This is a genomic window from Burkholderia sp. 4M9327F10 (assembly GCF_005503145.1).
Classification (GTDB): Bacteria; Pseudomonadota; Gammaproteobacteria; order Burkholderiales; family Burkholderiaceae; genus Paraburkholderia.
The window spans coordinates 72,313-99,207 of record NZ_SCNV01000009.1; the positions used below are offsets into that span (position 1 = coordinate 72,313).

Genomic DNA, 26,895 nt, shown 5'->3' on the forward strand with positions numbered 1-26,895 from the left:
TCTCGTAGCGGGAAACACAATCCCTCACAGCGGGAAACAGGAGACATCAGTGGATAAATGGGTGGAAGTTCAGCTGTTCGTGCAGACAGCCGAACGGGGCAGCATTTCGAAAGCCGCGGAGGCATTGGGCCTTTCGACCTCAGCGGCCGGACGCCATCTGGCGAACCTCGAACAGCGGCTGGGAGCCCGGCTGGTCGAGCGCAACACAAGGCGGCTGTTTCTGACCGAGGTGGGCGACGAGTTTTACCGGCGCTGCCGCAACATTACGTTCGAAATGGAGGAAGCCGAGGCGCTCGTGAGCTCGGCGCTGCTAAGCCCGATGGGAACGTTGCGGATAACCGCCTCCGTTTCGTTTTGCTCGCAGATCATTGCCCCGCTGCTGCCGGAGTTCTCCGCACGTTATCCGAAGCTCAGTGTGGCCATGACGGCGGCCAACCGCTACTTCGATCTCATCGAGAGCGGCATCGACCTTGCCATCCGCACGCGCGAGCACGAAGCCGACTCCGGGCTCGTGATCCGCCGCATCGCCGAAACGCGCCGCATTCTTGCGGCCTCGCCCGAATATCTTGCCCGCCACGGAACGCCCAGGACACTCGACGAACTGGAAGGCCATCAGTTCCTGATTTATACGCTCGCCAACAATCCTTACGAACTGACGTTTTCGAAGGGCGACGATACCCGCACGGTCAAGATCAATGGCGTCCTGGAATCGAATGAAGGACAGGTGATCTGCAAGGCGGGACTCAGCGGCCTCGGCATCGTGATCCAACCCGTGTACATCATTCACGACGACGTGATCGCCGGCCGGCTCGTGCCGATTGTCGACGACTGGGACTTGCCGAGACTGAAGATCAACCTGGCCTATCAAAACCGCAAGTACATCTCCTCCAAGGTGCGCGCCTTTGCGGATTTCCTGATCGAGCATTTCGGCTCGATGGAATATGAACGCAGGTGGACCCAACGGTGGCCGCAAACCAAGGGGGAGAAGGCCGCGAATCGCTCGTGAGGCAGGCGAAAACTCCGTTCGTGCCGTACTGCCGGGGCAAGCCCGTCTGGTAACATGCCAATGCAGGCGGCGCGGCAATCGAATCGGCACTCACCGGCCGCCGCCTGAACCGGATCATCGCCAGCCGCTCACTCACGACATGTCAAAGCCCTCCACCGCGCGCGGTAACGGCCGCATCACCATTCGCGACGTCGCACTGCACGCCGCGGTGAATCCCTCGACGGTTTCGCGTGCCTTGAACCCGTCCACCCGGCATCTGATCGGCGACGAAGTGGTGCGTCGTGTGATGGCCTCCGCCAAGGCACTGGGGTATCGGCAGAACAAACTCGCTGCTGCGCTGCGCGGCGGCCAGTCCCACGTGATCGGCGTGTGCCTGCCGGATATCGAGAATCCGGTGTTTCCACCGATCGTTCGCGGTATCGAAGAGCAGATGAGCGCCGAGGGATACGGCGTATTGATCGCAAACGTGGCGGGCACGGCCAAGGAGCAGGAAAAATTGCTCGAGCAGATGCTCGAACGCCGCGTCGACGGGCTGATCCTCGCTACTGCGGTGCGCAACGACCCGCTCGTACGCCGCACACTCCTGCAACGCACGCCGGTGGTTCTGGTCAATCGTGCGCTGGAAGCAGGTCAGGTTCCGGAAGTAGTGAACGACGATCTGCTCTCGCTTCAGCTCGCGGTCGATCACCTCGTCTCCCTCGGACACAAGCAGATTGCCCATCTGGCAGGACCGTCCAGGCTCGCCACCGGGCACGCACGCATTGTCGGCTTTGAAATCGCCATGAAGCAGCACGGGCTCGATCCGGCCGTGATCGTCGAGGCGAGCGAATTTACGCGGGAAGCCGGCAGGCAGGCATGCGAAACCCTGCTGCGCGAGCACAGGGGCATTACGGCCATCGTCGCCGGCAACGACCTGATTGCGCTAGGCTGCTACGACACCTTCGCGGAAGCGGCCATACGGTGCCCCGCCGACATCTCGCTGGTCGGCCATAACGACATGCCGCTGTTCGACATGCTGAGCCCGCCGCTCACCACAATCCGTATCCAGCATCGCGAAATGGGACGGCACGCGGCGCGCCTGCTGCTCAACATGATCAACGCGCCGGATTCGCCCCCGTTGCGCATCACCCTACCCCCGCAGTTGATCCTGCGCGGGTCGACGGACGTGCCGCGCAAGGTCAGGCCCGGCGCCCAGCACCGCACAACGCAGCGCTAGCGTTTGAGCGTCGCCCAAAACCCTGTTGCAAGGTCTGTGCGCGCCCAGCGCGGCATCAGACTCTTGCCCGGTTGAACAAGTATCCCTTGCCCTGCTCAGTATTTATCCTGGCGCCTGCGCTCAGTAGACTGCGCCCTTCAGCCTTGTGACTGCACAAGCTTCTGATGGGACTTTCTAAATACAAAGGTAGGGCTTGCGCCATGAAGTCAATCATCCACGCCGCCACCGTAGCGGCGCTGTTCTGTGCTCCGGTGTTCGCGCTTGCGCAGACAGATGCGCCCGTTACGCGGGCAGAAGTCAAAGGCGAACTGACGCAACTCGAGCAGGCCGGCTACTCACCGAGCAATGACGAGACGGACTACCCGGCGAATCTCCAGGCAGGCCAGAGCGTCAATGCCGGCGGATACGGCGGCAGTCTGCCCCATTCCACTGAAACCGGCGCGCGCTTGCCTCTGCCGGGCGACCGCAACTCGATCTACTTCGGCGACTAAGCCCTGTTCCTTCGCGCCGTTAAAGAAGGCGGGCGCCCCCGGCCTGGCGGCGCCCAGGTCTGCTCACGCTTCGCGGGCAGCGAGGCCTGCCGTGCTCACGGCCCGATCTCGCCCACCTCGAGGCGGCTGGTAACGCTCGTGACCCCTGGCACCGCCTTCGCGTGCTGGACAGCAACGTCCACCTGAGCCGCTTGCGGAACCGAACCCGCCAGCGTCACGCTGCCGTCGTTGGCAACGATTGCGATACGCGTCGCGTCAAGCCCTTTCACATGCTCAATGGCCTTGCGCACTGCACGCGCGAGCTTGCGGTCTGCAGCCTTCATGGCCTTGCGGCTCGAGGGCGGCGCGCTGGCCGGCGCCGCTGACGGCGACGCTGCTGCGGCAGCCCCGCTCGACGCATCATTCTGGGCATAGGCAGATGGGTTAAGCGCCGCAACCGTCACGACCGCTGCCAGCAATAACACTTTCTGATTCATCGTTTTCTCCGTTTCATAGCTTGTGGGTTGGTTCGCGGCGTCGCTTAGAAGCGGTGTGCAATACCCAACGTATCGACGACCTGCTGCTTCGACGCGGACGGCGTCAATCCATTGATCGAGGCGACCGCGGGCTGGTTAAACGAATCGACCCCGGCTGCGCGTTGCCAGGCGGCGACCATGTAGAGATCGGTTCGCTTCGACAGGGCGTAGTGGACACCCGCGTTGACCTGGTTGTAGTGCGCCCGGTTGCCTACAGGCCCGCTTCCCTCCGTATAGGAATACGAGGCGCCCAGCGACAGCGGCGCGCTCACCTGGTACGACACATTGGCTTCAGCTACGTTGAACATTGCGCTGCCCGTGTAGCCTAGCGGGTCGGGTCCCGCATTCGAGCCAAGCCCGACGAAGCGTGTGTTTGTGTAGACGACACCCACGGTCGCCCGCGCAAACGTATACGATGCGCCGCCGCCAAAGATCTGCTCACGGTGCGCCGAGGCGTATCCGGCCATGACCGGATTTTTCTCAGGTGTCGTCGCTGAACCGAGCGTGCCAATGTTGTTGGTCGTTGCGCCGCCTGCGTTCGGCTGCGACCCCCACATCGACAGGTTGGGGTCGAAGGCATTCAGATAACCGATGGCAATGCGCAGGGGTCCGCCGGTATACCCCGCTCCGAACGTCACGATCTGGCTGCGCGATACATCGCCCGCCACGCCGCCAAACGAGTACAGCACATTCGCCGACAAGCCGTTCCATGTCGGGGTCGCGTATTTGACCGCATTGTTTTGCCGGTTCGTCAGCCCGAGGTTGTCTATGTCGTCGGGTTGAGCCGTGATATAGCCGCCCCACTGCACAATCGACGTCAACGGCGACACGTAGTCGATCATCGACGAGTATTGCCGGCCCAACGTAACGGTTCCCAACCCGCTGTTCGAGAGACCGACATAGGCCTGACGCCCGAAAAGCAGGCCGCCTTGCCCGAGGGCGCCGGTGTTCGCCGCGAATCCGTTTTCCAGCACAAACAAGGCGCTGGAGCCGCCGCCGAGATCCTCATTCCCCTTGAAACCCACCCGGCTTCCCGCGTATGCCGTCGTGGAGGCGTCGATCATCGCGTATTGTTGCGCGCCTCGCAGCCCCCCTGCGGATCGTCCGACCTGCGCGTTGTTGACAAACACCAGCGCCGGGTCGACCACGCCGTATAGCGTGACACTGCTCTGCGCCGAGGCCACCGACGAAATGCCAACACTCGCCAGCAGTAGCGTGATTCTCGTCTTTTTCATCGCTCGTCTCCATAAATAGTACTACTTATTAGTTTATTGACTATCCGATCACTTGATGCCGCGTGGTGGAACACACATCTCAGGTGCAGATTACCGGTCGCCACCTGCGCGGGAATGACACCTATTTATGCATTCGATTGCATACTATTGTCTAAAAATGACGCTGTCAAACGCATCAGCGATGATGCTGCACAGAAAGCAGGAAATCGAACAACATGACTCCACTAACTGTTTTTGCGCCAAATACTGCCTCAAATCCGTTTCACGGCGCCTGATTCAGGGTTTTCCATGCTTACCCGATGCAGTTTTGCGTGCGAGTATTTTCCGCACTTTTTATGCATTCGTTTGCATTAATTTGCATTGATCGAATCGAAAACTGACCCGATTTGATCGCCGACAAACCGGAGGAAAGATTGACCCGCTCGACTGAAGCACTACGGCGCCGGTGGTATCAAGGGCGCACACTCTGGATCGGATTGGCTGTGATACTTGGCATTGCCGCGGGGCACTTCTTCCCGTCCCTTGGAACGGCTCTCAAGCCGCTCGCCGATATCTTCGTGAGCCTGATCAGGATGGTGATCGGGCCTATTGTGTTCCTCACCATCGTCACCGGCATTTCCAGTGCAGGAGACCTGAAAAGGGCCGGGCGTATTGGCGTTTCCGCGCTGGCTTATTTTGAAGTGCTCACCACGTTCGCGCTGGCATTGGGTCTGTTTGTTGCAAACGTGCTCAGACCTGGCGACGGAGTAGCCGTACCGGGCGCTGCCCTTTCCGCCCACGCCACCGCCGCTGCCGCGGGGAGCGACTCCCCCGGCGCCTCCGTCGTGAAAGCGCTCGTCGATATTTTTCCCGACAACGCGATGAAGGCGTTTGCCAACGGAAACCTGCTGCAGATCATCGTTTTCTCGATTCTCTTCGGCTGCGCCCTGTCGATGATGCGAGACCGCGGCAAGCCAATCGAAGATTTCTTCGAACGCCTCAGCGGCGTGATGTTCAATATTGTCAGAATCATCATGGTCTACGCGCCCATTGCCGCGTTTGCGGCGATGGCTTTCAGCATCGGCAAGTACGGACTCGGGTCGCTGGTCGCGCTGGGCAAACTCGTCGGCTACGTCTACGGCACCATGGGAGTCTTCGTTTTCGTTGTGCTCGGCGCCATTACGCGTCTTACCGGCCTGAGCCTCTGGAGGCTGTTGCGCTACTTCAAGGAGGAAATCATGCTGACCATCGGCACGTCGTCCAGCGAAACGGCGTTGCCCGCGGCCATGGCGAAGCTGGAGCTTCTCGGCTGTTCAAAACGCGTGGTCGGACTGGTGATGCCGACAGGGTATTCGTTCAATCAGGACGGATCTTCCATCTACCTTTCGATGTGCGTGGTTTTCATCGCACAGGTGTATGGCGTTCATTTCAGCCTGTCACAGCAGATCGGCATTCTGGTGCTTCTGATGCTGACTTCGAAAGGGGTTGCCGGCGTCACGGGCAGCGCCTTCGTCGTCCTGTCGGCCACCATTACCGCTACGCACATCGTGCCCGTTGAAGGCATCGCACTACTGCTTGCGGTAGAACGCTTCATGTCCATGGGACGCGCCACGTTGACGCTGATCGGCAATATCGTCGCCACCGTCGTGATCGGCAAATCGGTGCGCGAGTTTAACGCCGCCACCGCGCTGGAATGCTACCGCACACACTTCGACGATTCCACCGTGAGAATCTGAGCCGCGCATGCAGTCGCGTGACCGCGGCTAACCTTGCGGTTAACCTCACCGTTAGCCCCGCAGTTAACCCATTACCGCTGTCACTCGCAAATGCTAGAACGAGGTCAAAATGCCAATCCGGGAGAGCAACTGGTTCTTGCTGCTCGACTCGCTATCCGCGGCAGGCAGACCGTTAATCCACGCGCCCGCCGAATCGCTATTGCTGCGCTGATAGATCGCTTCCGCATAGAGCTTGGTTCGACGCGACAACGCGTACGAAACAGTGGCCGCAAACTGGTTTGCGGCCGTATCCCCCACGGCCTGGTTGCCTTTAATATACGTGTAGTCCAGTGCGCCCGACCACGGCCCAGACAAGGTGCCGCTTGCGCCCGCCTTGTAGACGTTCACCGCACCGCCCGTGAGGGTGTTCTGGGTGCGGGTGAAAAGCATCGTCCCGAGCACCCTGGAAAACTGATAGCGCACGCCGGCACCCCACGTGCGCACCCCTTCGTGCCCGTCGTCCAGTTCGGGATATTTGACATCGACGTACGCCAGCCCCAAAGCGAATGGACCCGCATGGTAATTCGCGCCAAAGCTCATCGTCGCGTCCTGCGAAATGGCGCCGGCTACGTTTCCAAAACCATAGAGGCCGCCCGCCGAAAATCCCGCAAACTCCGGGCTTTGATATTTGACCGAATTCGAAACGCGCTCCGTACCCCCCATGCGATCGAAGTCGAAAGCGCCCGTTGGGTTTTCCGGAATGGCCAGTCTGGCAAACGGGCCCTGTCTGAAGTCATACAGGCCACCGTATGAAAACGCATCGTCGAATCCCCGGGCAGACAGTGAGTCCGTCATGAAATCGTACTGGGTTCCGAGCGTCAACGTTCCATACTGCCCGCTGGACAGGCCAACCAGCGCCGTCCTGTTGAACAGTTCGTTCGAAGCGGGAACCGTTGTGCCGTCACCCACATTGAACTGGGAAGTCAACTCGAAGATCGCGCGGGTGTCGGCACCCAGATCCTCCTGGCCACGGATGGAAAAAGTGCTGGGTGCGGCGATACCGCTATCGAAGAATGCCGTCGAACTGCCATGCTCGTTGCTGACGTAGGTCACACCGGCGTCGATTCTGCCGCTGAACTCAACGCCACCGTCCGCCCAGGCCAGGCTGCTCATCCCACAGAGAATTGCGGTTGCACACACTCGATACATTTTCCGGCCTTCCGATAGATTCGGGTTACAGAAAACCTCAGTGTGATCGAACCTTGGTTCGACGCTTCGAGGCACTTAAGGGTGCGACTATAGGTTTCATCGAAGACCACAGTGCGACAACCGCTTTCGAATTTCGGTCAAATCGCGAGAACCCGTTGCCTCGCTCGCCCTCACCCCTCGTCATTCTCGACACTACGCAGCTTTTGCTCGCGTGGTGAATAGCCCAGCCGCGAGCGAAAGAACGTCGAGAACGCGCTCGCCCCATACCCCAGCCTCGTGGCGACCTCAGACACTGAAGTGCCGTTATCGAGCGCGCAAAATGCCGCGGCGATCTGAACATTGCGGCGCCATCTGGCCGCACTGGTCCCGAGTTCATCCCTGAAGATTCTTGCGAGAGTCCGAACCGTGACCTCCAGCGCTGCTGCCGCCTTCTCCAGCTGGCCGTCCTTGTTGGGGTTGCGCAGCACCGCTTCGCAAACCCTGCACAGGCGGCTGTCATAAGCAGGCAACCTGACCACAAGCGCATCGGGGACTTCGGGCGCCGCGGCGATCGCCGCCGCTAGAGGGGCCGCAATGTCGTGATCCACCGGGGCAGCCTCCCCGCTTCCTTTGAGCCTGGTCAGCCTCGCGCAAAGCTCGGTGGAACTTCGCAGGACGGTAACTTCAGACGAAAGATTCGCACTCTGGCCATCCGTTGCAGCCACTTCGATCAGCTCGGCCTCCATCACCGGATAACCCAGGCAAACGACGCCGGGTGGCAACCAGATGCCCCATTGCCTGCTCAGACAGTACGCATGCCGGCCCACCCTCACCCACACACCGCCTTGTGAGACGTATATGAAGCGGCCACCGTGCCGGATCGCGCTATCCTGTTCCCCCAGGATGAGCAATACCGATCCGGTCCGTATCGAAAACGGTCGGGACGCCGTCTCGTCAAAAGGTGCTGGAAATTGCATGTGGACTGATTTCCGTTGACCGATCAGCCTTGAGGGAAAGGCATAGCCAGCAGGATTGCGGCACGGGTTTCGGTGCGGTTCTCCAGTTTGCGCCGCTCGCCAGGTGCAAGCCGGCATGAATCGTGCCGATTCAGCTCGGCTTCGCCTCCCTCCGTTACCACGGTCACCACGCCCTCAAGCACAACGTAGTGCTTTTCCACCGGCGAAGCGTCCAACGACGTATGGCCACCGGGTTCGATGATCGAAACACCCATCCATAGGGCTTGTGCCGGACCTGCTTCGTGCCCCTGCAGCCGCAGGCATCGCATCATGAAATGGTTAGGCGGGAAATACTCGGGTGCTTCTGAGAATCGGGTCACATTCACGTTTCGTCTCCCTATCTTTGCGGCGCTCGACGCGCAGCATCCTCGTCATGGAGTTCCCCCTAACCGCTCGCCGGCTCCGTGAAGGGTGCGCAGTCGGGGGAAGCACATCGCAGCAAGGCAACGGCAAAGTAATCGCAAAGCAATGGCAAAGCAATGGCAAAGCAATGGCAAAGCGCTTGCACATTTTATGCAATCGATTGCTCTATTCTACCAACTTACTCAGCCCAACTTCCCATCAGCAGGATCGATATCCTGCTTAATTCATTCTTGCCTGTGCGAAAACAGATTTGGCATGTATCTTGCAATCGGTTGCACGGCGCAGCCTCTGGTCAATGGGCAAGATCGATACGCGCGGCAAAACCCTCCGTTCAGTTTAAGGGCCCTCGCACATCGGTTAAATGAGCTACGCCTGAACTGACCGTTTCAGGATTGGCAACGAACCTCACGCGTCCGAGACTGCCATAGCGATCGCAGTCGTTCATACGGATTGACCCATTCTGTCCATAACTCGAAAGCGGCTGTCTGAATGGCGGGACCGCATGACCCTACACTGCCCTCGGTAGATGCAGTAGCAACCCATCGAAAATCAGGAGCAGACAAGATGAAAGCCTTGCAATTCAAATCCTTTGGCAGCCCCGACGTTCTCGAATACGTCGACGTGCCGACGCCGGAGTGCGACAGCGGGAGCGCGGTGGTACAGGTTCGCAGCGCGTCTGTGAACCCCAGCGACGTCAAGAACGTCTCGGGTCATTTCGACCACACGGTCCCCCCGCGCATCCCGGGACGCGATTTCAGCGGTGTAGTCATCGACGGTCCGTCCGAGTGGGTGGGCAAGGATGTCTGGGGTACCGGCGGTGACATCGGCTTCACACGCGATGGCAGTCACGCCGAATTCATCAAGGTGCCCATCGCCGCGCTTGCGCGCAAGCCCAGCACGCTCTCGCACGAAGAAGCCTCTGCTATCGGTGTGAATTTCGTCGTGGCGTGGCTCGGCACGGTGACGTATGCGCAGCTTGCTGAAGGCGAGACAATCGCCGTCATCGGCGCGGGCGGCGGCGTTGGCGGCGCCGTGACGCAGATCGCCAAGGCACGCGGATGCCGGGTGATCGGAATCGACCGCGCGGCACCGGCCGAGGGTTCTCCGGCAGCGGCGCTCATCGATGCCTACGTGCCCTTTGATGACGATACAATCGCCCGTGTGCGCGATTTGACCGGTGGCGTCGATGTCGTCTATGACTCCGTGGGCGGCATCGCATTCGAGACCGCGCTGCAGCTCGTCAAGCGTCGCGGCCGCGTCGTGGAGATCAGCGCAACGGGCAAGCGCCGTGTGGACTTCGACCTGATCGACTTCTATCACAACGAGACGCAGTTGATCGGCGCCGATAGCGCCAAACTCGGCGTGGCCGAGTCGGCACCGCTCATGAGCGCGCTGGTCGAAGGCTTCGAGAACGGCAAGCTGCGTGCGCCGATCATCGCGCATCGCTTCGATCTGGCTCACGGCCAGGATGCATACCGCGCGGTCGCCGCAGGCACTGCCGGTCGCGTGGTCATCAATATGTAATCAGACGTAGAACGCATGGCAGGGGCGAGACATTCCAACACTCGCCCCTGGACCCGCAAAAAGCCGGACGAGATGGTCAGTCTCGTCCGGCTTTTTTCATGGAACAAAAGCGGACCGCCTCAGGAAGAACGCCCCACACCGGCGACCAGAACTGCCGTGAGATTGACGATTCGCCGCACCGTTGCCGTCTCGCTCACGACGTGTACGGGCCTGGCCGCACCGAGCAACATGGGACCAATGCCCACATTCCCACCCGCCGCCGTCTTCAGCAGATTGTATGAAATGTTTGCCGCATCGATATTTGGCATCACGAGCAGATTGGCTTCACCGACCAGCGTGGAATCAGGCAGCAGTTCCTTGCGCAGTTCCGGGTCCAGTGCGAGATCGCCGTGCATCTCTCCGTCCACCTGCAGCTCCGGCGCACGCACCTTCAGAATCTCGAGCAGATCGCGCATCTTTTGCGCTGAGGGTGCCAAGCTCGAGCCGAAGTTGGAGTGCGAGCACAGCGCCACTTTCGGCTCGATGCCAAAACGGCGCACCTCCTCAGCGGCCATGATGGTGATTTCGGCGAGCTGTTCAGGCGTGGGGTCGATATTGACGTGTGTATCCACAAGGAAAATCTGCCGGCCCGGCAAGACGAGCCCGTTCATCGTGGCATAGACGCTGCAACCTTCCCGCTTGCCGATCACCTGGTCGATAAAGTGCAGGTGGCGATGCGTTGTGCTGATCGTCCCGCAAATCATGCCGTCCGCCTCGCCTTTCTTCACCAGCATCGATCCAATCAAGGTGGTGCGGCGGCGCATCTCGAGCTTCGCCATCTGGGGCGAGATGCCTTTGCGCGCCATCGTCTTCGCGTAGGTTTGCCAGAAATCCCGATAGCGTTCGTCGCGATCCGTGTTGACCACCGTATAGTCCTGCCCCGCAACGAGACGCAGACCATAGCGCGCGATGCGTTGTTCAATCACGGCGGGACGTCCCACCAGGATCGGCGTTGCAAGCTTTTCGTCGACCACGATCTGGACGGCGCGCAGAATGCGCTCCTCTTCGCCCTCAGCGAAAACGATCCGCTTGTTTTCCGGCGCGACGCTGTGGGCGAGCTGAAAGATCGGCTTCATGGCCGCGCCGCTGTGGTAGACGAACTGCTGCAGATGCTGCTCGTACGCCACCATGTCCTCGATCGGGCGCGTGGCGACGCCGGACTGCATCGCCGCACGTGCGACGGCCGGTGCGATCCTGACAATCATGCGCGGATCGAACGGCTTGGGAATCAGATATTGCGGGCCGAAGGAAAGATCGCGAATCCCATACGCGGCGGCGACCACGTCGCTCTGCTCCTGACGCGCCAGTTCCGCGATCGCGTTGACTGCCGCGATCTCCATCTCCTTCGTGATACTCGTTGCACCCACATCGAGTGCGCCGCGAAACAGGAATGGGAACACCAGCACATTGTTCACCTGGTTCGGGTAGTCGGTACGGCCGGTGGCAAGCACCGCGTCCGGACGCACTTCGAGCGCCAGTTCCGGGAGGATTTCCGGCGTCGGATTGGCAAGCGCAAGGATCAGCGGCTTGTCGCCCATCCGTTTGACCATGTCCTGTTTCAGGACTCCGCCCGCCGACAACCCGAGGAAAACGTCCGCACCTTCGATGACGTCTCCCAGCGTTCGCGCCTGCGTCTCGCGCGCAAAGCGCTCCTTGTCCGGGTCCATCAGTTCGGAGCGGCCCTTGTAGACCACGCCGGCCAGGTCGGTCACAAAGATATGGTCGAGCCGCATGCCAAAATCAACCAGCAGATTCAGACACGCGAGCGCCGCCGCCCCCGCGCCCGACACGACCATCTTCACTTCGTCGATTTTTTTGCCGACAACCTTCAGACCGTTGATCATCGCGGCAGCCACCACAATGGCTGTGCCATGCTGATCGTCGTGAAAAACCGGAATCTTCATCCGTCTGCGGCACTCACGCTCGACGATAAAGCAATCAGGCGCCTTGATGTCCTCGAGAATCAGACCACCGAATGTCGGTTCAAGGGCGGCAATCACGTTGGCGAGTTTGTGCGGGTCGGATTCGTCCAGCTCGATATCGAACACGTCGATACCCGCAAATTTCTTAAGAAGCACCGCCTTGCCTTCCATCACGGGCTTCGATGCGAGCGGCCCGATATTGCCGAGCCCCAGTACCGCGCTTCCGTTCGACACCACCCCCACGAGGTTGCCTCGCGCCGTAAAACGCGCCGCATTCAGCGGATTTTCTACAATCTCCTCGCATGCGAACGCGACGCCCGGTGAATATGCCAGCGACAGATCACGCTGGTTGATCAGTTGCTTGGTGGGTGTAATCGCGATCTTCCCCGGCGTGGGGAACTCATGATATTCAAGTGCCGCCTCGCGCAACTTCTGCGCCCTTTCTTCACTGCTCCCCATGACCCCTCCAATGTCGTTCTGGCTGACAGTTCTAAAAACGCATCACTACCGGCTTGGAGAAGATGTACCGCTCTCCGAGCGCCACGTAACGTTCCGCGGAGATCACAATGCCCGCGCTCTCCTGCTCCGTGAGATTGCGCAGCAAACGGGCGGGATTGCCCGCCCATAGCTCGCCGGCTCCCACGACCTTGCCGGGGGTAAGAACCGCACCCGCGGCCAGCATGCCGCCGGTACGCACAATCGCACCGTCGAGAACCCTTGCGCCGAACCCGACAAAGCCCCGATCTTCAATCGTGCAGGCGTGAAGGATGGCGCCATGGCCGACCGTCACCTGACTGCCCACGAGGGTCGGCAAGCCGTTGGTGGTGCCGTGCAGGATGCTGCCGTCCTGAATGTTTGTTCTCGGGCCGATCACAATGCGCTGAACGTCCCCCCTCAACACACAGTTGAACCAGATCGACGCCCTCTCGCCAATCTGCACGTCGCCGATAATGGATGTGCCTTGCGCGACGAAAACCGACTTGTGTACTGACGGCGTGCCGAACTGTTTCGGGTCCTGTTGCTCGCTCATTTTTTCAGCCCCAGTTGTTCACGCGCCTCGGCAGCGGTCGCAATCTCGCCACCGAGCGAAAGGACAATCTCGCGCGCCCGCGCCACGAGTACGGCGTTGCTTTCGGCAAGCACTCCCTTGGAAAGATAGATGTTGTCTTCCAGACCGACCCGCACATGCCCACCCGCCAGCCATGCCTGCGCAACGATCGGAAACTCCGCGCGGCCAATCCCGAATGCGGACCATGCGGCGCCATCGGGAAGAAAATCGCGTGCGTACAGCAGCGTTTCCGGTGTCGCCGCAAAGCCGTACTTGACGCCGAGGACGAACGTCCACAGACCGGGGCCGTCCAGCACCCCTTCCTTGATCAGATCCAGCGCCAGATGCAGATCGCCGGAATCGAAGATTTCCAGCTCCGGCTTCACCCCCGCTTCGCGGATCACGTGAGCCATCCGGCGCACGTTCTTCGGCGTGTTGATGACCACATCAGCACCTGAATTCATTGTGTTCAGGTCGAGGCTGCAGATATCCGGGCGTAGCGCTGCGATATGTTCGACGCGTTTTTCCGGTGGCAACAATGTCGTGCCCGGCGCCGCGATCTTTGGGTCCTCGTCCGATGGGATGAAGCGCCCGCCTGGGCCTGTGGTCAGATTAATCACGAGCTCACTATTCACCTCGCGAATCAGCCTGATCACTTCGCGATACAGTTCGAGTTTCATGGACGGCCGCCCCGTCTCGGGGTCACGCACATGAATGTGCGCCACGGCCGCGCCTGCCTGAGCCGCTTCCAGCGCAGCAGTGGCAATCTGCTGTGGCGTGATGGGCAAGCCCGGGTGTTGCTCCGGCTTCGTCAGATTCCCCGTCACCGCGCAGGTGATGATAGTCTTGCGTGCATGCATGATGAGCCTCGATCAGATCAGCCAAGCCGCCGGCCGCCATCGACAACGATGTTCACGCCGGTGCTGAATTTCAGGTGAGTCGCGCATGCCGCGATGGCATCCGCGATGTCGTCGGGCGTACCAATACGCCCGAGTGGAGTGGAGGCCGCAACCTTGTCGTTGAAATCCGCGCCGCGGCCGGGCACGAAGCTCGTGTCGACCACGCCCGGCGACACGTTCAACACGCGGATGCGCGGAGCCAGCGCGCGGCCCAGCGACATGGCCATCACGTCGAGCCCGGCCTTGACGGCGCAGTACGCGATATTGCTGCCAACGCCGGTGGTGCCGGCGATTGAGGAAACGTTCACCACCAGGCCGTCGCCCGATTCGTCGAGCAACGCGCGGAACTCCCGGATCGCGGCAAACTGAGCGCGCCAGTTGACCTTCATGATCTCGTCGATCAACTCGTCGGTCAGTGCATCGAGGTCGGCGTGCTTGACCGGCTTCGTGAAACCCGCCGTGTTCACCAGAATGTCGACGCGTCCGAATGCAGCCTTGATTTCATTGGCCAGCGTGGAGAGCGAGTGGCTATCCGTGATCGTCACCAGCTTCGCGAGGTGTCCGTGACCGGGTAGAGAATCGACTACGTGCTGCGCTTTCTGGAGATCCGATTGGCCGCAGACCACAATGGTCGCGCCCTCAGCGGCGAGACGCTTCGCCGTTGCAACGCCAATGCCACCGGTGCCGCCGAGAATGAGCGCAACCTTACCTTGAAGAATGTTCGACACGCTCTTCCTCCTTATTTGATGGGCGGCGTCGGATACGTCGGCGTACCCTCTGCCACGACGAATTCATATTCGAGCGTGTAGTACTCTCCGCTCACGTCGGATACCGGCGCCTTGCCATCTTCGTGTGCCGCGAACTTTCCAACCAGCGCGCGATTCACCCCGAACACGACGTCCGAGCCGAGATATTCGGAGTCGTCGGCAAAGACCTGACTGATCAGCGTGTCGTACCCCTCTGCGATCACGACAAAATGGATGTGCGCGGGACGATACGGATGGCGATGCTGATGTTCGAGGAGCCGGCCCACCGGACCATGTGTGGGGACCGGATAACCCGCCGGCCGCACCGAACGGAAACGGAAGTAGCCGTCGGCGTCCGTGTGGAATCTGCCGCGCAGATTCATGTCGGGCTGATCGGGATCCTGGTTCTCATAGAGCCCGACGGGCGATGCCTGCCACACATCGACCATCGCGCCTTTCACGGGTTTTCCAGCCGTATCGACCACGCGGCACTTCACAAACAGCGGCGCGCCAGGCGACCCTTCGTCGACGATGGTTGCGCCGTCGGCATACTCCGGAGAATTGCCGCGATAGAACGGCCCCAGCAGCGCACCCGGGGTGCGGTTGGAGCGATCGACCGTATTGAGCAGCGTCACCAGCGTCGAGAAACCCAGCACGTCTGCACAGAGCACGACCTCGTTATGATCGTCTACCGTGGCCTGTCCGATGGCCTTGACGAACTCGAGACCCTTCTCGAACTCCTGATCCGTCAACTGGACTTCCCGAAAAAATGCGTGTGCGTGCCGCACGACCGCATCGACAATCTGCTTCAGACGCGGATTGTCCGTCCGCTTCATTGCCGCCAGTACAACCTCGGTGATCGCGTCTGGATCGTCGACGATACTGTCGAGGTGCGATAAATCCGTCATGTGAGTCTCCATATATTTTCCAACCGGGGCTGACCCAATATCAGTCGTCCTGCGAATGACCGGGTTCCAGGATCACTTGCTTCCGTGGTCGATCGTTGGTTCAGTATATTCATGCTATCGATTTGCTGCGCTCACGACGGACAATCGCTTCGGAGTTTCTGCCACCTTGGGTTCTGAATGGTGTGATGTCCGAAAATCGCATGTTTGCGGCCTTAAAACGGCAGTTTTTATGGTCGAAGGAAGTTGAGCGGTTGAGGTAGCGAAACGTCCCACCCGACACACGGGAGCGCCTTGTTCGGCGGACAATTGTTCAGTGCAGTAACAGTGAGTTGTCTGAGATGTATCAGGGCTGTCGTGGGGTTTTTTACTGCGAGGCCTCTGAAGAGGCGGTCTGCATCGCGCCGCCTTCGCTTCCTCAAGGCAGGTGCTCCCTGCGCGTCGTCGTCTGGAATAGAACCCGGGGCCCAAGCGTTGTAAGAGCAACAGCAGAGGCCGTTGCGCGCTTCGCGAGCCGGGTTTTCCGCTGCAAAGCCGGCTCAAATGGAGGTGCGCCTCCTGTAAGCCTCCATGTGCCGTAACTTAACGTCGAACTCGAGGTATAGAACGATTCATGGCCAATACTGAAGACGGCACCAGCACATCCGATGCATCCGGCGTTTCCATAGCGCCCTATGACCCGATGGACAAAGTGGAAACCAGCACGATGAAATTCGGGCGCCAGAGCGGGAATGGCGACCGTTATTACGAACGGCCGGCTGAGATCGAGAACGACACCGATGCCGACAAAGCCATGGGCATGGACGCTCAGAATTTCCCCAAGCTGGAAAATCAGAATTATTTCTATCGCGCCATGTGCCGCGACGAATACGATGCCTGGCAGGACATCTTCAAGCAGGGTTCGCCGGAATTACGCGCCAGGAAATACGTGGCGCTCAGCGCCTTGCTCGCTCACGGGCATAAAGGGTGGGCCGGCTACCGGGAATATTCGAAACGGTATCTGAAGGAAGGACAGAAATACACGCATCTGCTCGAGGTTTACGCTCCGGGATTCGTCCGGGATATGAAGAGCATCGGATACAAAAGCGGGAAAGCCGAGTCCGGCGATTTGTCGTGGGGTTTGGGATTGGCATCCAGCAATTCCTTCGCTGCTGACACGGATGCCGTCAAGTTACTGAGAAGAATCTACGGCGAAGCCAAAAAAAACAACTCCCTGCTGTTGGCGACTGGCGAGAGCATTCAGGCGAAGGCCAAATCGCTGGCTCCCTATTTCTTTTGCATACGCATGGAGAGCATGAAGACGGTCAATATCCGTTCAACCAAGAACAGGCCGACTGCCGAAACGCTGAAGGAGCCGCAGGCCGGTACAGGCAGCAACGCGAAGAAGGGCCGGGGCGGAAAGAAAAAATAGACCACGCGGCCCGGCGGCGGCTGGCCAACCACCTGCTGCCGCGTCAGCTGCCTAGTTTAAATTGAGCTTCTGGCGATAGTCGAAGACGGCGGGATTGGCAGTGGCGAAGATGCGATCGTAAGCCTGGTATAACTCCGTTTCGTGTTGCCGGGAGTGAATATACATTTCGCGCTGACGCACATAGTCGAGCTTTGCATGCTCGACCCATTGATGCATATGCGCCAAGGTCATGTTCGCATCGCCCGGCCAATGTGCCTTTTGAATGTCCAGTAGCACATCGAGAAAAGCGGGGTAGTCCATCACGTCTGGAAAGACGTTGATGGCGAACTCCGAGTCAATAGAGAAATCTCCACGCAGGTCGCACAACGGCGACAACAGCCGTCGCCACCACGGATCAATCTGTTCCTTGATCTTCTGAGCCTGAATTTTCGGATCCGCCTCGGCCTCGCAGACCAGGATATACATCTTTTTCAGATCGTCCACGTAACGCACCATTCCCGAGCCGTACAGCATGGGCCAGGTTCGCGTGACGCCGTTCGTCAGAATGCATGCGCCGTACTGTACCAGGGTACCCAGCACCCATGTCCGCCAATATTGCTTGAACAGATCGTAATCGCGGAAAGACTGAATCAGTCCGTTGACCAGGAGATCGATCTGGTCGATTTCTTCGAAGAAGATCTTTTCGATCATCCGGAACCGCCCGGTGTTCCAATCGTTTTCCCTGTACGCAGCGCACGCTTCCGGTACAAAGCGAACGACAAACGCGAGGGTAAGCATGAGACCGGTCGAAAAAAGCGGCTCGACAAAAGCTGCCGCATGTGGTGTCAGAATAAAGCGGTCACCCAGGATCGAATTGGACGTAAATTGAATCCGGTCGGAACGAATCAGCGAACGGGTTGGCGTCAATCCCGCCAGATGGGCCTTGATGCTCGGATAGCGCTCGATGAAGGCGCGAAACTCTTCGTCCGCAGGGACGCTCTCGTCAAGTGGATAGATTCGACGATCAAGCTCGAGTCCGACACTCGTTACCCCGTTATCAAAGGGGATCACCCAGATCCAGCCGCCCGGAAAACAATGATGCATGGTGCCGGCGCTACGGCGAAATCGAAATGTCGGATTCGGCCCGCCAAGCGTGTCGTCCAGGTCGTTCACCGCCGTAAAGTGGCCAAATATGGAGCGGGTATTGGTATGCAGTCGAGCCTCCTGATCCCGCAACCCGAAACGCTTTGCGAGAAACGACGTATGTCCAGTGGCGTCGACCACAAGCTGCGCGCCTACCTCGCGTTCACCGGCCGGGCCACGTGTCCAGACACGTGCGCCATCGGCGTCGCTGCGGAAATCCAGGACCTCGGTGTTGTCGACATAGTCAACACCGTATTTGCCAAACAATGACACGAGAAATGCATCCACATCGGCGCGCAGCATGTGGACATCCGGACCGATAGGTGCGAGCAACGCTTCGTTGATGCTTTCGTGCCTGGGTTCAAGCGGCAGACCAGCCCGGTGCACGCCGAACCAGAATACCTGCTTTGGCCACGCTGCACATCCGTTCTTTTGCAATCCCGGGTAGGAGCAAATTTCCGCGAGCTCGGGAATGTTATGCGTTCTCGCGAGCTGATTCAAAATCAACGTGTTGGTAGGCAGGGTGGACTCGCCAATCGCAAATCGAGGATGGGTTTTGTGTTCGACGACCAGCGTCCTGATGCCGCACTGCTGCAGCACCAGCGCAGTGATCGATCCGGCGATGCCGCTGCCTAGAACAATGACGTCATATTTCTGTTTCATTCGGTATCCTCTATTTTTTGCCGTTTTCAAGCCCGGTTTCAGCGTGGTCGGGAAACGAAAACTGGCCCGGGTTTCATCACGCTCGAGCGTCTGCGCAAGCTTCGACGTGTACGGGAGTGCTCGTCTCATTGATGCCGTAGGCTTCGACCAGCGTGGCGAGGCGTGCGCCCATCGAGTGAAAGCAGGCTCGCTGGTTATCCGCATACGCCAACAGACGAGCCACAAGACGCTCGCGCACCGGGTCGTGGTTGAGCGAACCTATTGCTTCGAGTGCCAGACAGGCGGCATCCGGCGCATCGCACGACGCATGCCAGCCCTGCACGCCCGCTTCCGTCAGCAAGCGATCGATGCGCGAATCCATCGAGAGCCCGAACACCGGGATACCATGCGACATGGCAAGAACGGCTGCGTGATAGCGCGTCGTGACCACGCAGCGGGCGCGGCTCACCACAGCGGCAACCTCGGAAAGCGTATTCGGCCCGCGCACGATCTTGTCTATGTCGAACGGCAGACGCGCCGCCAGCGCGTCGCAGGCGGCGGCGTCGAGCTGTTCCATGCCGACGACCACCGGTACATACCCCTGCTCGCGCAATGCCGACGCGATCTGCGCGAAGCGGCCGATGTAGCCGTCGAACGCGGCCGAGCGGTGCGTGTCCCATGCGTGAAAGTGCAGTGGTCCATAACGATGCGGCGATCTTTCGCCGCGTGCATCGAGTGCGAAGGCACGCGGGGCATCGGCATGGACCGGCCACCAGTACGGATTGTTCGGGCATAGCGCGACGTACGGGAGAATCCCATCGCCGGCAAGCGCGTCATGTTCCACGCGATACGTCCACGCCGTATCCGCGCCTGCCTCGCACGCGACGCCAAGCGCAAGCAATTCGTGCCTCGCCGCCTCGTTGCGCGCGATCACGTGGCCCAGCTTCGCATTGCACCTGACGAAGCTCAGCAGGGCCGCAGACTGGCTACCGCTATCGACCCCGTAGGCAATTCCCAGCCGCCCGTGCGCAGCCGCCAATGCAACACCGCCAATCAACGCGCCGGCGAGCGAATCTGAAAACCTCGACGTATAGGTCGAGCCTTCCATGTTGATCACGACATCCGAATCGCGGATCGCTGCATCGAGTGCATCGGGGAGGTAGGGAAAATCCGGGACCCGCTTCGGGACCTCGGCCAGCACTGGATGATCGAAGCGCTCGCCCAGCGCGAGCAGGCTCAGATGCGCGCGCTCACCGAAGAGCCGCCGCAACTGCCGGATCGTCTCGATCGCGCGAAGATCGGCCCCCGTATTCCCCGCCCCTGCGTAGCCCAGCAGCAGGATACGAAGCGGGCCGTCACGGTGCGTGGCGGTGGGACGCGCGGCATCGATGCGGTGCTGCATGTCGTCGAGGAACACGCTATCGGGCGCGGACGCGCCGGCGTATCGATGCAAGGCCTCGAGCGATGCGCGGGTCGTGGAGCCTGTGGCGTTGATCGGGGCCATTACCTGCTCCCCGCCGCCCGCACCAGCGTGCCGATCGGCACGCACGCCGCGCGCAACCGCTCCGCTCGTTGCGCAGCCTCTTTGGCAATCAGCCGTTCCATCACCCGCCGGGCCCGGATCGCCCCCATATCAATCGGCAGAAGCGCGGGTTGCATGGACCAGAATTCCTGGCCGCCCATGCGGGCCTGCTGCGCTTCGAGCATGGGCAGATCTTCGTGTTCGAACGGCTTCATCAGACCGTCGACAGCGTAGCGAACCAGTTGCTGACCGGCCTCCCCCATCTCATTGGGCAAGCCAAACGAAAAGAAGTAGTGCGTCGTCGCGAGCGTCTCCGGTGTCAACCAATGTGCGGACGGCGCGATCAATCCCGTCTCGCGCGCCATGCCCGCCGCGGTCACACCGACGACTATCGACAACAACCCGGGCGGCGACCAGCGCACGTCCATCCATCGGTCCACCCGGACATCCGGCGCAATGCCGAATCCTTGCGCCACGAACGCAGGCAGCAGTTCGTCGCGGGTCGTGCGGCGCACCCAGACCGTGTCGCCGACACCGCCGGACTGTACATCGCCGGCCGCCATGGCATCGCTGCCGAGCGTGTCGGGATGGAGGAACTGGAAGTGGCTCAGGTCGAGCAGGTTATCCGCGCTCAACTGATAGTTCGCGCGTGTGAGCAGATAGCCGTCATGGGTCGTGTTGGAATCGCGGCAAACGAACGGGAAATCGGGCAGCGAAGCGGCATCGGCCAGCGACGCGTCGCCCGGCCAGAACCAGACGGCCCCGTACCGCTCCACAGCCGGATAGCGGCGCACCTGCGCACCCGATGGAATGCGACCGCCTCCGTGCGGGTTGTGAACACACTGGCCAGAAGCGCCAAAACGCAACCCGTGATACGGACATTCGAGCGCACCATTGACGATCCGGCCGCGTGAGAGCGGCGCGAACCGGTGCGCACACCGGTCATCCAGGACCACCGGCCGGCCATCAGCCTCGCGAAACATCGCGACGGGCAGGTCCAGCAGCGTGCGGGCGAACGCCTGGTCCGGGCGCACCTCGTGTGAGAAGGCTGCGACGTACCAGGTGTTCATGAGAAACGACATAGGGTGCTCCCGGCAGATCGAGTAAGCGATCAAATTCACAGGACCCAATATGTCATAGCGACGGCGCCCCGCCCTCGCTCATCCCGAAGCACAGACGCATCACGCGAAGCTCCGGGCGTGATCGTATCGCCTTCGTAACGAACATGACCGGCCTCAGCTACCGCTCACCGCGTGACTTCGTCTATCGGCGCCGCCTCGCGTGGAGCGTGGCAGCGAAACTCGCGCGAGAGGAGCGGTGACATCTGCTTCGCTTCTTCGCCGCGCGCTTCGCGGCATCCCTGCGATGATCCGGATAACGAATCATAGTTTCAGCAAGCATCTGCTTGCGTGCCGACGCGGCTCGACAATGCAATGCCATCGTCACAGGAGCGCTGATATGCGATACGAACTTAGCCAGAAATTTTACTTCGAGGCAGCCCATACCCTCGAGCGCGAGATCGGGACCGAAAGCAGCCGCCGGATTCATGGCCACACCTACCACGCGCAAGTGGTCTTGAGCGGCGCGCCGAACGCGGCTTCCCACATGATCGTCGATCTCGAAGTGCTCAACGAACACATCCGGGTCGTACGCGAGCAGCTCGACCACCGCTTTCTTGACGAGGTTCCGGACCTCGGTCCGGCTACGCTGGAAAATCTCTGCGCCTATATCTACAGGAAGCTGGCCGTCTCACTGCCAAATGTCGTCAGGGTCGGCATTGAACGTCCCGCGAGTGGGGACCGTTGCCAACTGATCGGCGAACCCGGCTAACGCCGGTGCGCGCCGGTGGTCTGTCGAAATGGATTCGGGGAGAAGGCGATGAATCGATCTCTGGTTGGACTGATCGCCATGCTGGTTGTCGCGATCGCGACTGTGCAGGCAGGCGCGGAACATGCCTGCAGTAGCGGATCTCAGGCACACATACTGTCGTATCTCGCACCTGATGCGCGAGTGTGGTTCTGCCGGAGTTTCGGCGTCGACCTGTTCGAGTGAGCGCTCGCCGGCGACCAGGTTTACTTCCTGTCCACCATTGCGCGAATCTGATCGCCCACGTGCAGCAGGGCAACCTGGTCGCGTACCTGCCCAATGAACATGCCGGTCAGCAAGGCCAGCATCAGTACGGCCATTGCGCCTTTGACCGGTTGTGCCAACGAAACGATGTCCAGCTTTTGCGCCACCCTCGATATCAGACCGAGGCCGACATCGATCAGCAGCAGCAGCAACATGGCGGGCGTCGCAAGCTTGGCGATCGACTGCATGAGCGAATCCGTCTGTCTCATCACAAACGCCTCGATCACCTCCCCCGGCACCGGTGTCGCGCTCATGAGCGGCCATAGCCGATACGATTCGAACAAGGCGCCGAGCAGATAGGTCATGCCGCCGAGCGTCCAGAAAGCGATCATCGCGCACTGGCTCATCAGCGTCGACGTGAGCGAAGTCTCCCGTCCCTGACTGGGGTTGGTCATCTGCACATTGTTGTAGCCGGTCAGGTCGTCCACATACGAGCCGACCGCTTCCGCCACCCAGAATACCGGTGACGCGATGAAGGCCATCACCAACCCGACCACGGCTTCCTTTGCACACACGTAAATCAGATAAAACCCATGCAACTGCGGCAGCGACGCCTGCTGACCCAAGGCGATATACCCGGCCCATACCGCCACGATCGCCGAGCGCGTGGTGCCGTGCAGAACGTTGTCGCCGGTCGGCGGAAAGATGAACATCACGACCAGAAGCCGGATGCTGCAGACGCCGCACAACAGCAGCATCTCCTGCAGGGTGACGCCGTATTGCAGAATATCGAACTGAGACTGATTCATCGTGCAATGCCTCCCCCCTCGCGCCGCGTCTGTGCACGCCGCGCAATCTGCCGGTTGACCACCCCTTCCTCGGCCTCTTCGTCCTGCAGATCCTCAAGTTGGGTCTGCGCGTGCGCGTGCAGCCTGGCGACGCGTTCCTTGCAAAGATCGAGACGCACATCGTTACGCATGATCTCGGCGCGCGTCTGCGCGATCTTCCCGTCGATTTGCGCGACCGCCTCGCGCATTTGGCCCAGCACCCCGATGAGCGCCGCACGCCGCTCGACCGCCTGGGCGCGATGATCCTCCCAGTTCAACAATTCCTCGATGCGCACCGCCCTGCCGCCATTGAGCAACGCATCGATGCGAGCCTCATGCTCCAGCACTCTGCCACTCGCGCGGGCCACCTCCCCGGTCTGCTGCTCCACCTGCGAAATCGCGTCGTCTCTCTGCTTCTGCTGCGCGGCCAGCGTCTCGCGCAAGCTCGACTGCAGCCGCTCCAGCCGCCGCGTCACCATTGCAAAAGCCTTCAGCCGGGGATCGGCCATGCCGGTACTCCTGGGTTGTATGCGGTTCAGGCGGGCCTTTAGGGTCCGCGCAGGGCCATCAGCGCCGCCAGAGTCTCGGCGCGCGGGCTAAACTCGTCGGTACGTTGCGAGAGGAATTCGCGGATGGTTTCGTGCTTGCGCACGGCTTCGTCCGCAACGGGATCGCCGCCGGCCCGATATTCGCCAAGCTGCAGCAGGGTTTCGATCTCGCGATGTTTCGCCATCAAACGCCGGATGTGGCCCGCCGCGCTCATATGCGCAGCATCGGTCACTTGCGGCATGACCCGCGACAGGCTGGCCATCACATCGATCGCCGGATACTGGTTGCGCGCGGCAATCTCGCGCGACAGGATCATGTGACCATCGAGGATGCCTCGCACTTCCTCGGCGATCGGGTCATTGCCCGATTCATCTTCGGCGAGCACGGTGTAAAGGGCCGTGATCGACCCGTGTTCGGACAGGCCTGCGCGCTCCAGCAAACGCGGCAGCTCGGCGAAGATGGACGGCGGAAAGCCGCGCCGCGCCGGCGGTTCGCCGGCAGCCAGGCCGATCTCGCGCTGCGCGCGGGCAAAGCGTGTGAGCGAGTCCATCATCAGCAGCACCCGTTTGCCGGCATCGCGGAAATGCTCGGCAATCGCAGTCGCGGCGTACGCCGCCTTGACTCGTTCGATCGACGAGCGGTCCGAGGTCGCGCACACCACGATCGAACGGGCCATGCCCTCAGGGCCGAGAATCTGTTCGACGAACTCACGCACTTCGCGTCCGCGTTCGCCGATCAGCGCGATGACATTGAGGTCGCAGGCCGTGCCGCGTGCGAACATGCCCATCAACGTGCTCTTGCCGACGCCGGCCGGCGCGAAGATTCCCATCCGCTGACCCTCGCCGAGCGTGAGCATGCCGTCCACCACCCGCACGCCGGTATCGAGCGGCCGGTCCAGCAACGGACGGCTCATGGCGTTGGGCGGCGCCGCGTAGATCGGCGTGGTTGCGAGCGTCTCGATCGGGGCGAGCCCGTCGATCGGCCGGCCCACGCTATCGATCACTCGCCCGAACAGTTGCGGCCCGACCGGAATCGCCAGCGGTCTGCGCAGGGCAATGACCTGCGTGTCGCGCGACAAGCCGTCGAAGCGGCCGAACGGCGACAGCAATGCCGTGTCGCGTGAAAAGCCGACCACCTCGGCAAGTTGCATCAGCCCCCCTTGCGGCGTCCGCAACTCGCATAGCTCGCCATAGCGCACGTCGATCCCGCTCACCCGGATCAGCGTGCCGATCGCCTCCAGCACCTTGCCGCGCGTCGACAGTTGCGAACGGCTGGCGAGTTCCGCCTCGATCGTATCCGCCAGCACATTCAGTTGCGCCAGGTCCTCGGCAATGGGCTCCGCTACGGGATGCGAGGTCATGCGAACTCCAGCGCAAGCGCGCCATCGATGGCTTGGGCATCGGACTGCGTAAGCGTGTCGGGCAGCGTCGCTTCCGCCTGCGGCTGAGCATCCCCTCCTTCCTTGCCCGCGAGCTCCGCCTCCCCAGCCGCCGTTTCGTCACCCGCCTTGCCGTCCTGCGCGAGCGCACGGCGCAACCCCGCGTCGACTGCGTTGCGAACCGCTTCGATCTGCACGGCAAGACTTGCGTCCATCGAACCAATATCCGTTTCGCAAATGCAGGCGCCGGCCTCCAGCGTGCGGTCGGCGATCACGGTGATCGGCACCGCGCGGCCGTTTTCGCGCCAGCCGGCGGCGGCGCGCGCAAACTCCTCGGCAGCGGCATCGCGCTGCTCGGGATTGACGCGAATGCGCAAATGGCTGCTGCCATCGACGATGCGCTCGACGGCCGTCGCCGCCCGTGCAAACATCGCAGCGGGCTGCTCGCTGACGACGATCTTCTCGACCGCCGACACCACCAGCCCAGCGATGCGGTTACGCATGGACATCTGCAGCTCACGCCGCTGTGCCAGCAGTTCGCTCGTGCGCGCATACCATTGCGTCGCAGCTTCGAGACGGCCTGCCTCAAAGCCGCGCTCGTGCGCCGTGTCGAATTCGCGTTGCGTCTGCCGGCGCAACGCCGCGGCATCGGCGGCGGCCGCCGCAACGATTGCCGCCGCCTCGGCGTGAGCGCTTGCCAGTATTTCGGTATGCTTGTTTTGCAACGCGAGATAGCCGCTGTCCAGTTCGACGAGTTGTGCGAGCGCTTCGCGCGGCACGATATCGCCGTGTGTTCCCACGCCCAATTGAGGCGCCTCGCCCGCGTCCGCCACAGCCGGCGCTCTTAGCCAGATCATCATGTATCGCTCCCAAAGAAATCACCCAGTCGGCGCATGACCTTACCGCTGTCATCCGCATGTACAGACGCGTCGTGCGCAGACAACCAGCGCGGTTCCATGGCGTCCTGCGCCCACACGAAACGCAGCAGCGCCGCCGGCATCGAGCGTTCGCATAGTCCGCTGGCAGCGAACAGGCAATAGCCTTCCCACGCCAACTCCAGATCGTCGAGCTCGTCGAGCGGACGCATGTCGTAATCGCGCATCAGCCGGTCGAGTGCCGGTGCGTTCGAGGTTTCGATCAGCCAGCGCAGCGCGGCCGAGCCGTGGCGGCCGAGCCAGCGCAACACCCGTTCACGGCTGTCGCGGTCGACCCAATAGCGCAATTCCGCCCGGCGCAAAAACAGCGCGCGCAGGCGCAGCGCGTCCAGCGCGTCGTCAAGAGGCAGCGCGCCCAGCAACGCGTGCTCGCCGCGGAACGCTTCGAGTGGCGGCACCGCGGTTCCTGCCGCGCTCAGCCATGCGTCGATTCCGCGCGCGAGCCGTCGATGGGAACTCTGCGATACGTCAGCCGGGCGCCGGAACAATTCCGTATCGAGCCAGCCCGGATGGATCCAGTCGAACAGCGCGAGACGGTTGCCCTGATACTTCAGAAGCCGGTCAGCAAGCTGTGCCGCAACGCTTCCGTGCCGTTCCGTGTCGGTCATATGCGGTCCTTGTGCGGGTGTCGG

26 protein-coding genes are annotated in these 26,895 nt (G+C 61.2%); 8 read left to right on the forward strand and 18 right to left on the reverse strand.

All coding sequences use genetic code 11. The features are described 5' to 3' along the window. The first annotated feature begins 49 nt into the window (after nucleotides 1-49). The 3 genes from FFS45_RS11715 (at nucleotide 50) to FFS45_RS11725 (ending at nucleotide 2,713) form a co-directional block, all read left to right on the forward strand. Nucleotides 50-1,006 carry a LysR family transcriptional regulator gene (locus tag FFS45_RS11715; RefSeq protein WP_137954801.1) on the forward strand — a complete coding sequence of 319 codons (957 nt, stop codon included), beginning with the start codon at nucleotides 50-52 and terminating at the stop codon, nucleotides 1,004-1,006. A gap of 139 nt (nucleotides 1,007-1,145) precedes the next feature. Beyond that, complete coding sequence (locus FFS45_RS11720) at nucleotides 1,146-2,222, forward strand: LacI family DNA-binding transcriptional regulator (RefSeq protein WP_137954802.1); 1,077 nt, start codon at nucleotides 1,146-1,148, stop codon at nucleotides 2,220-2,222. Between the two features lie 200 nt (nucleotides 2,223-2,422). Next, a complete protein-coding gene (locus FFS45_RS11725) occupies nucleotides 2,423-2,713 on the forward strand; it encodes a DUF4148 domain-containing protein (protein ID WP_137954803.1) in 291 nt (96 codons plus the stop codon). Between the two features lie 95 nt (nucleotides 2,714-2,808). Here the strand turns inward: FFS45_RS11725 and FFS45_RS11730 are convergent, their stop codons facing one another. Then, nucleotides 2,809-3,189 carry a BON domain-containing protein gene (locus FFS45_RS11730; protein WP_137954804.1) on the reverse strand — a complete coding sequence of 127 codons (381 nt, stop codon included), beginning with the start codon at nucleotides 3,187-3,189 and terminating at the stop codon, nucleotides 2,809-2,811. 44 nt (nucleotides 3,190-3,233) lie between these two features. Further along, entirely contained in the window at nucleotides 3,234-4,463 is a 1,230-nt protein-coding gene (locus tag FFS45_RS11735) for a porin (RefSeq protein WP_137954805.1), read from the reverse strand. 476 nt (nucleotides 4,464-4,939) lie between these two features. Between FFS45_RS11735 and FFS45_RS11740 the strand changes: the two genes are divergently transcribed. Next, on the forward strand, nucleotides 4,940-6,178 hold the full coding sequence (locus FFS45_RS11740; protein ID WP_212745724.1) for a cation:dicarboxylase symporter family transporter: 1,239 nt from the start codon (nucleotides 4,940-4,942) through the stop codon (nucleotides 6,176-6,178). A gap of 93 nt (nucleotides 6,179-6,271) precedes the next feature. Here the strand turns inward: FFS45_RS11740 and FFS45_RS11745 are convergent, their stop codons facing one another. The 3 genes from FFS45_RS11745 to FFS45_RS11755 form a co-directional block, all read right to left on the reverse strand. Further along, nucleotides 6,272-7,366: a porin gene (locus FFS45_RS11745; protein WP_137954807.1), complete on the reverse strand. Its 1,095-nt coding sequence runs from the start codon at nucleotides 7,364-7,366 to the stop codon at nucleotides 6,272-6,274. A gap of 170 nt (nucleotides 7,367-7,536) precedes the next feature. Then, nucleotides 7,537-8,322: an AraC family transcriptional regulator gene (locus tag FFS45_RS11750; protein WP_171029640.1), complete on the reverse strand. Its 786-nt coding sequence runs from the start codon at nucleotides 8,320-8,322 to the stop codon at nucleotides 7,537-7,539. Between the two features lie 23 nt (nucleotides 8,323-8,345). Continuing rightward, on the reverse strand, nucleotides 8,346-8,687 hold the full coding sequence (locus FFS45_RS11755) for a cupin domain-containing protein (protein WP_137954809.1): 342 nt from the start codon (nucleotides 8,685-8,687) through the stop codon (nucleotides 8,346-8,348). Nucleotides 8,688-9,288: 601 nt separating this feature from the next. On the opposite strand from FFS45_RS11755, the gene FFS45_RS11760 reads away from it, so the two are divergent. Further along, entirely contained in the window at nucleotides 9,289-10,248 is a 960-nt protein-coding gene (locus tag FFS45_RS11760) for a zinc-binding alcohol dehydrogenase family protein (RefSeq protein ID WP_137954810.1), read from the forward strand. 119 nt (nucleotides 10,249-10,367) lie between these two features. Here the strand turns inward: FFS45_RS11760 and FFS45_RS11765 are convergent, their stop codons facing one another. From FFS45_RS11765 to FFS45_RS11785, 5 genes are read right to left on the reverse strand one after another with little or no spacing between them, the layout of a single operon-like run. Next, nucleotides 10,368-12,668 (reverse strand): NADP-dependent malic enzyme, encoded by a 2,301-nt coding sequence (locus tag FFS45_RS11765; RefSeq protein WP_137954811.1) that lies wholly within the window; start codon nucleotides 12,666-12,668, stop codon nucleotides 10,368-10,370. 31 nt (nucleotides 12,669-12,699) lie between these two features. Beyond that, nucleotides 12,700-13,239, reverse strand: coding sequence for a gamma carbonic anhydrase family protein (locus FFS45_RS11770; RefSeq protein ID WP_137954812.1), 540 nt, complete (start codon nucleotides 13,237-13,239; stop codon nucleotides 12,700-12,702). After that, nucleotides 13,236-14,117 carry a 3-keto-5-aminohexanoate cleavage protein gene (locus FFS45_RS11775; RefSeq protein WP_137954813.1) on the reverse strand — a complete coding sequence of 294 codons (882 nt, stop codon included), beginning with the start codon at nucleotides 14,115-14,117 and terminating at the stop codon, nucleotides 13,236-13,238. The genes FFS45_RS11770 and FFS45_RS11775 overlap by 4 nt, the downstream gene beginning before the upstream one ends. Nucleotides 14,118-14,134: 17 nt before the next feature. Next, nucleotides 14,135-14,884, reverse strand: a complete 750-nt coding sequence (locus FFS45_RS11780) for an SDR family oxidoreductase (RefSeq protein ID WP_137954814.1) — start codon at nucleotides 14,882-14,884, stop codon at nucleotides 14,135-14,137. 11 nt (nucleotides 14,885-14,895) lie between these two features. Next, nucleotides 14,896-15,810 carry a dioxygenase gene (locus FFS45_RS11785; protein WP_137954815.1) on the reverse strand — a complete coding sequence of 305 codons (915 nt, stop codon included), beginning with the start codon at nucleotides 15,808-15,810 and terminating at the stop codon, nucleotides 14,896-14,898. 610 nt (nucleotides 15,811-16,420) lie between these two features. Between FFS45_RS11785 and FFS45_RS11790 the strand changes: the two genes are divergently transcribed. After that, nucleotides 16,421-17,218: a hypothetical protein gene (locus FFS45_RS11790; RefSeq protein WP_137954816.1), complete on the forward strand. Its 798-nt coding sequence runs from the start codon at nucleotides 16,421-16,423 to the stop codon at nucleotides 17,216-17,218. 51 nt (nucleotides 17,219-17,269) lie between these two features. Here FFS45_RS11790 and FFS45_RS11795 read toward each other — a convergent pair whose 3' ends face one another. The 3 genes from FFS45_RS11795 to FFS45_RS11805 form a co-directional block, all read right to left on the reverse strand. Beyond that, nucleotides 17,270-19,003, reverse strand: a complete 1,734-nt coding sequence (locus FFS45_RS11795; protein WP_171029641.1) for a tryptophan 7-halogenase — start codon at nucleotides 19,001-19,003, stop codon at nucleotides 17,270-17,272. 76 nt (nucleotides 19,004-19,079) lie between these two features. Then, nucleotides 19,080-20,486 carry a polysaccharide pyruvyl transferase family protein gene (locus FFS45_RS11800; protein WP_137954818.1) on the reverse strand — a complete coding sequence of 469 codons (1,407 nt, stop codon included), beginning with the start codon at nucleotides 20,484-20,486 and terminating at the stop codon, nucleotides 19,080-19,082. Further along, nucleotides 20,486-21,586 carry an aromatic ring-hydroxylating dioxygenase subunit alpha gene (locus FFS45_RS11805; RefSeq protein WP_137954819.1) on the reverse strand — a complete coding sequence of 367 codons (1,101 nt, stop codon included), beginning with the start codon at nucleotides 21,584-21,586 and terminating at the stop codon, nucleotides 20,486-20,488. The genes FFS45_RS11800 and FFS45_RS11805 overlap by 1 nt, the downstream gene beginning before the upstream one ends. A 376-nt stretch (nucleotides 21,587-21,962) precedes the next feature. Between FFS45_RS11805 and FFS45_RS11810 the strand changes: the two genes are divergently transcribed. Continuing rightward, nucleotides 21,963-22,334 (forward strand): 6-carboxytetrahydropterin synthase, encoded by a 372-nt coding sequence (locus FFS45_RS11810; RefSeq protein ID WP_137954820.1) that lies wholly within the window; start codon nucleotides 21,963-21,965, stop codon nucleotides 22,332-22,334. 48 nt (nucleotides 22,335-22,382) lie between these two features. Next, nucleotides 22,383-22,556, forward strand: coding sequence for a hypothetical protein (locus tag FFS45_RS41710; protein WP_171029642.1), 174 nt, complete (start codon nucleotides 22,383-22,385; stop codon nucleotides 22,554-22,556). A gap of 20 nt (nucleotides 22,557-22,576) precedes the next feature. Here FFS45_RS41710 and sctT read toward each other — a convergent pair whose 3' ends face one another. From sctT to FFS45_RS11835, 5 genes are read right to left on the reverse strand one after another with little or no spacing between them, the layout of a single operon-like run. Beyond that, complete coding sequence (sctT, locus tag FFS45_RS11815; RefSeq protein WP_137954821.1) at nucleotides 22,577-23,383, reverse strand: type III secretion system export apparatus subunit SctT; 807 nt, start codon at nucleotides 23,381-23,383, stop codon at nucleotides 22,577-22,579. After that, nucleotides 23,380-23,910, reverse strand: coding sequence for a hypothetical protein (locus FFS45_RS11820; RefSeq protein ID WP_137954822.1), 531 nt, complete (start codon nucleotides 23,908-23,910; stop codon nucleotides 23,380-23,382). Before FFS45_RS11820 ends, sctT begins: the two co-directional genes overlap by 4 nt. Before the next feature lie 38 nt (nucleotides 23,911-23,948). Further along, on the reverse strand, nucleotides 23,949-25,310 hold the full coding sequence (sctN, locus tag FFS45_RS11825; protein WP_137954823.1) for a type III secretion system ATPase SctN: 1,362 nt from the start codon (nucleotides 25,308-25,310) through the stop codon (nucleotides 23,949-23,951). Beyond that, nucleotides 25,307-26,188, reverse strand: a complete 882-nt coding sequence (gene sctL, locus FFS45_RS11830; protein WP_137954824.1) for a type III secretion system stator protein SctL — start codon at nucleotides 26,186-26,188, stop codon at nucleotides 25,307-25,309. The genes sctN and sctL overlap by 4 nt, the downstream gene beginning before the upstream one ends. Further along, a complete protein-coding gene (locus tag FFS45_RS11835; RefSeq protein ID WP_137954825.1) occupies nucleotides 26,185-26,871 on the reverse strand; it encodes a type III secretion protein HrpB4 in 687 nt (228 codons plus the stop codon). Before FFS45_RS11835 ends, sctL begins: the two co-directional genes overlap by 4 nt. Between the last annotated feature and the right edge of the window lie 24 nt (nucleotides 26,872-26,895).

Coding starts and splice junctions, on each gene's coding strand:
- FFS45_RS11725 (WP_137954803.1), top strand. CDS start 2,423: ATGAAGTCAATCATCCACGCCGCCACCGTAGCGGCGCTGTTCTGTGCT.
- FFS45_RS11765 (WP_137954811.1), bottom strand. CDS start 12,668: ATGGGGAGCAGTGAAGAAAGGGCGCAGAAGTTGCGCGAGGCGGCACTT.
- FFS45_RS41710 (WP_171029642.1), top strand. CDS start 22,383: ATGAATCGATCTCTGGTTGGACTGATCGCCATGCTGGTTGTCGCGATC.
- FFS45_RS11760 (WP_137954810.1), top strand. CDS start 9,289: ATGAAAGCCTTGCAATTCAAATCCTTTGGCAGCCCCGACGTTCTCGAA.
- FFS45_RS11795 (WP_171029641.1), bottom strand. CDS start 19,003: ATGAAACAGAAATATGACGTCATTGTTCTAGGCAGCGGCATCGCCGGA.
- FFS45_RS11835 (WP_137954825.1), bottom strand. CDS start 26,871: ATGACCGACACGGAACGGCACGGAAGCGTTGCGGCACAGCTTGCTGAC.
- FFS45_RS11785 (WP_137954815.1), bottom strand. CDS start 15,810: ATGACGGATTTATCGCACCTCGACAGTATCGTCGACGATCCAGACGCG.
- FFS45_RS11800 (WP_137954818.1), bottom strand. CDS start 20,486: ATGGCCCCGATCAACGCCACAGGCTCCACGACCCGCGCATCGCTCGAG.
- FFS45_RS11775 (WP_137954813.1), bottom strand. CDS start 14,117: ATGCATGCACGCAAGACTATCATCACCTGCGCGGTGACGGGGAATCTG.
- FFS45_RS11735 (WP_137954805.1), bottom strand. CDS start 4,463: ATGAAAAAGACGAGAATCACGCTACTGCTGGCGAGTGTTGGCATTTCG.
- FFS45_RS11790 (WP_137954816.1), top strand. CDS start 16,421: ATGGCCAATACTGAAGACGGCACCAGCACATCCGATGCATCCGGCGTT.
- FFS45_RS11820 (WP_137954822.1), bottom strand. CDS start 23,910: ATGGCCGATCCCCGGCTGAAGGCTTTTGCAATGGTGACGCGGCGGCTG.
- sctT (WP_137954821.1), bottom strand. CDS start 23,383: ATGAATCAGTCTCAGTTCGATATTCTGCAATACGGCGTCACCCTGCAG.
- FFS45_RS11720 (WP_137954802.1), top strand. CDS start 1,146: ATGTCAAAGCCCTCCACCGCGCGCGGTAACGGCCGCATCACCATTCGC.
- FFS45_RS11805 (WP_137954819.1), bottom strand. CDS start 21,586: ATGTCGTTTCTCATGAACACCTGGTACGTCGCAGCCTTCTCACACGAG.
- sctN (WP_137954823.1), bottom strand. CDS start 25,310: ATGACCTCGCATCCCGTAGCGGAGCCCATTGCCGAGGACCTGGCGCAA.
- FFS45_RS11730 (WP_137954804.1), bottom strand. CDS start 3,189: ATGAATCAGAAAGTGTTATTGCTGGCAGCGGTCGTGACGGTTGCGGCG.
- sctL (WP_137954824.1), bottom strand. CDS start 26,188: ATGATGATCTGGCTAAGAGCGCCGGCTGTGGCGGACGCGGGCGAGGCG.
- FFS45_RS11750 (WP_171029640.1), bottom strand. CDS start 8,322: ATGCAATTTCCAGCACCTTTTGACGAGACGGCGTCCCGACCGTTTTCG.
- FFS45_RS11770 (WP_137954812.1), bottom strand. CDS start 13,239: ATGAGCGAGCAACAGGACCCGAAACAGTTCGGCACGCCGTCAGTACAC.
- FFS45_RS11745 (WP_137954807.1), bottom strand. CDS start 7,366: ATGTATCGAGTGTGTGCAACCGCAATTCTCTGTGGGATGAGCAGCCTG.
- FFS45_RS11810 (WP_137954820.1), top strand. CDS start 21,963: ATGCGATACGAACTTAGCCAGAAATTTTACTTCGAGGCAGCCCATACC.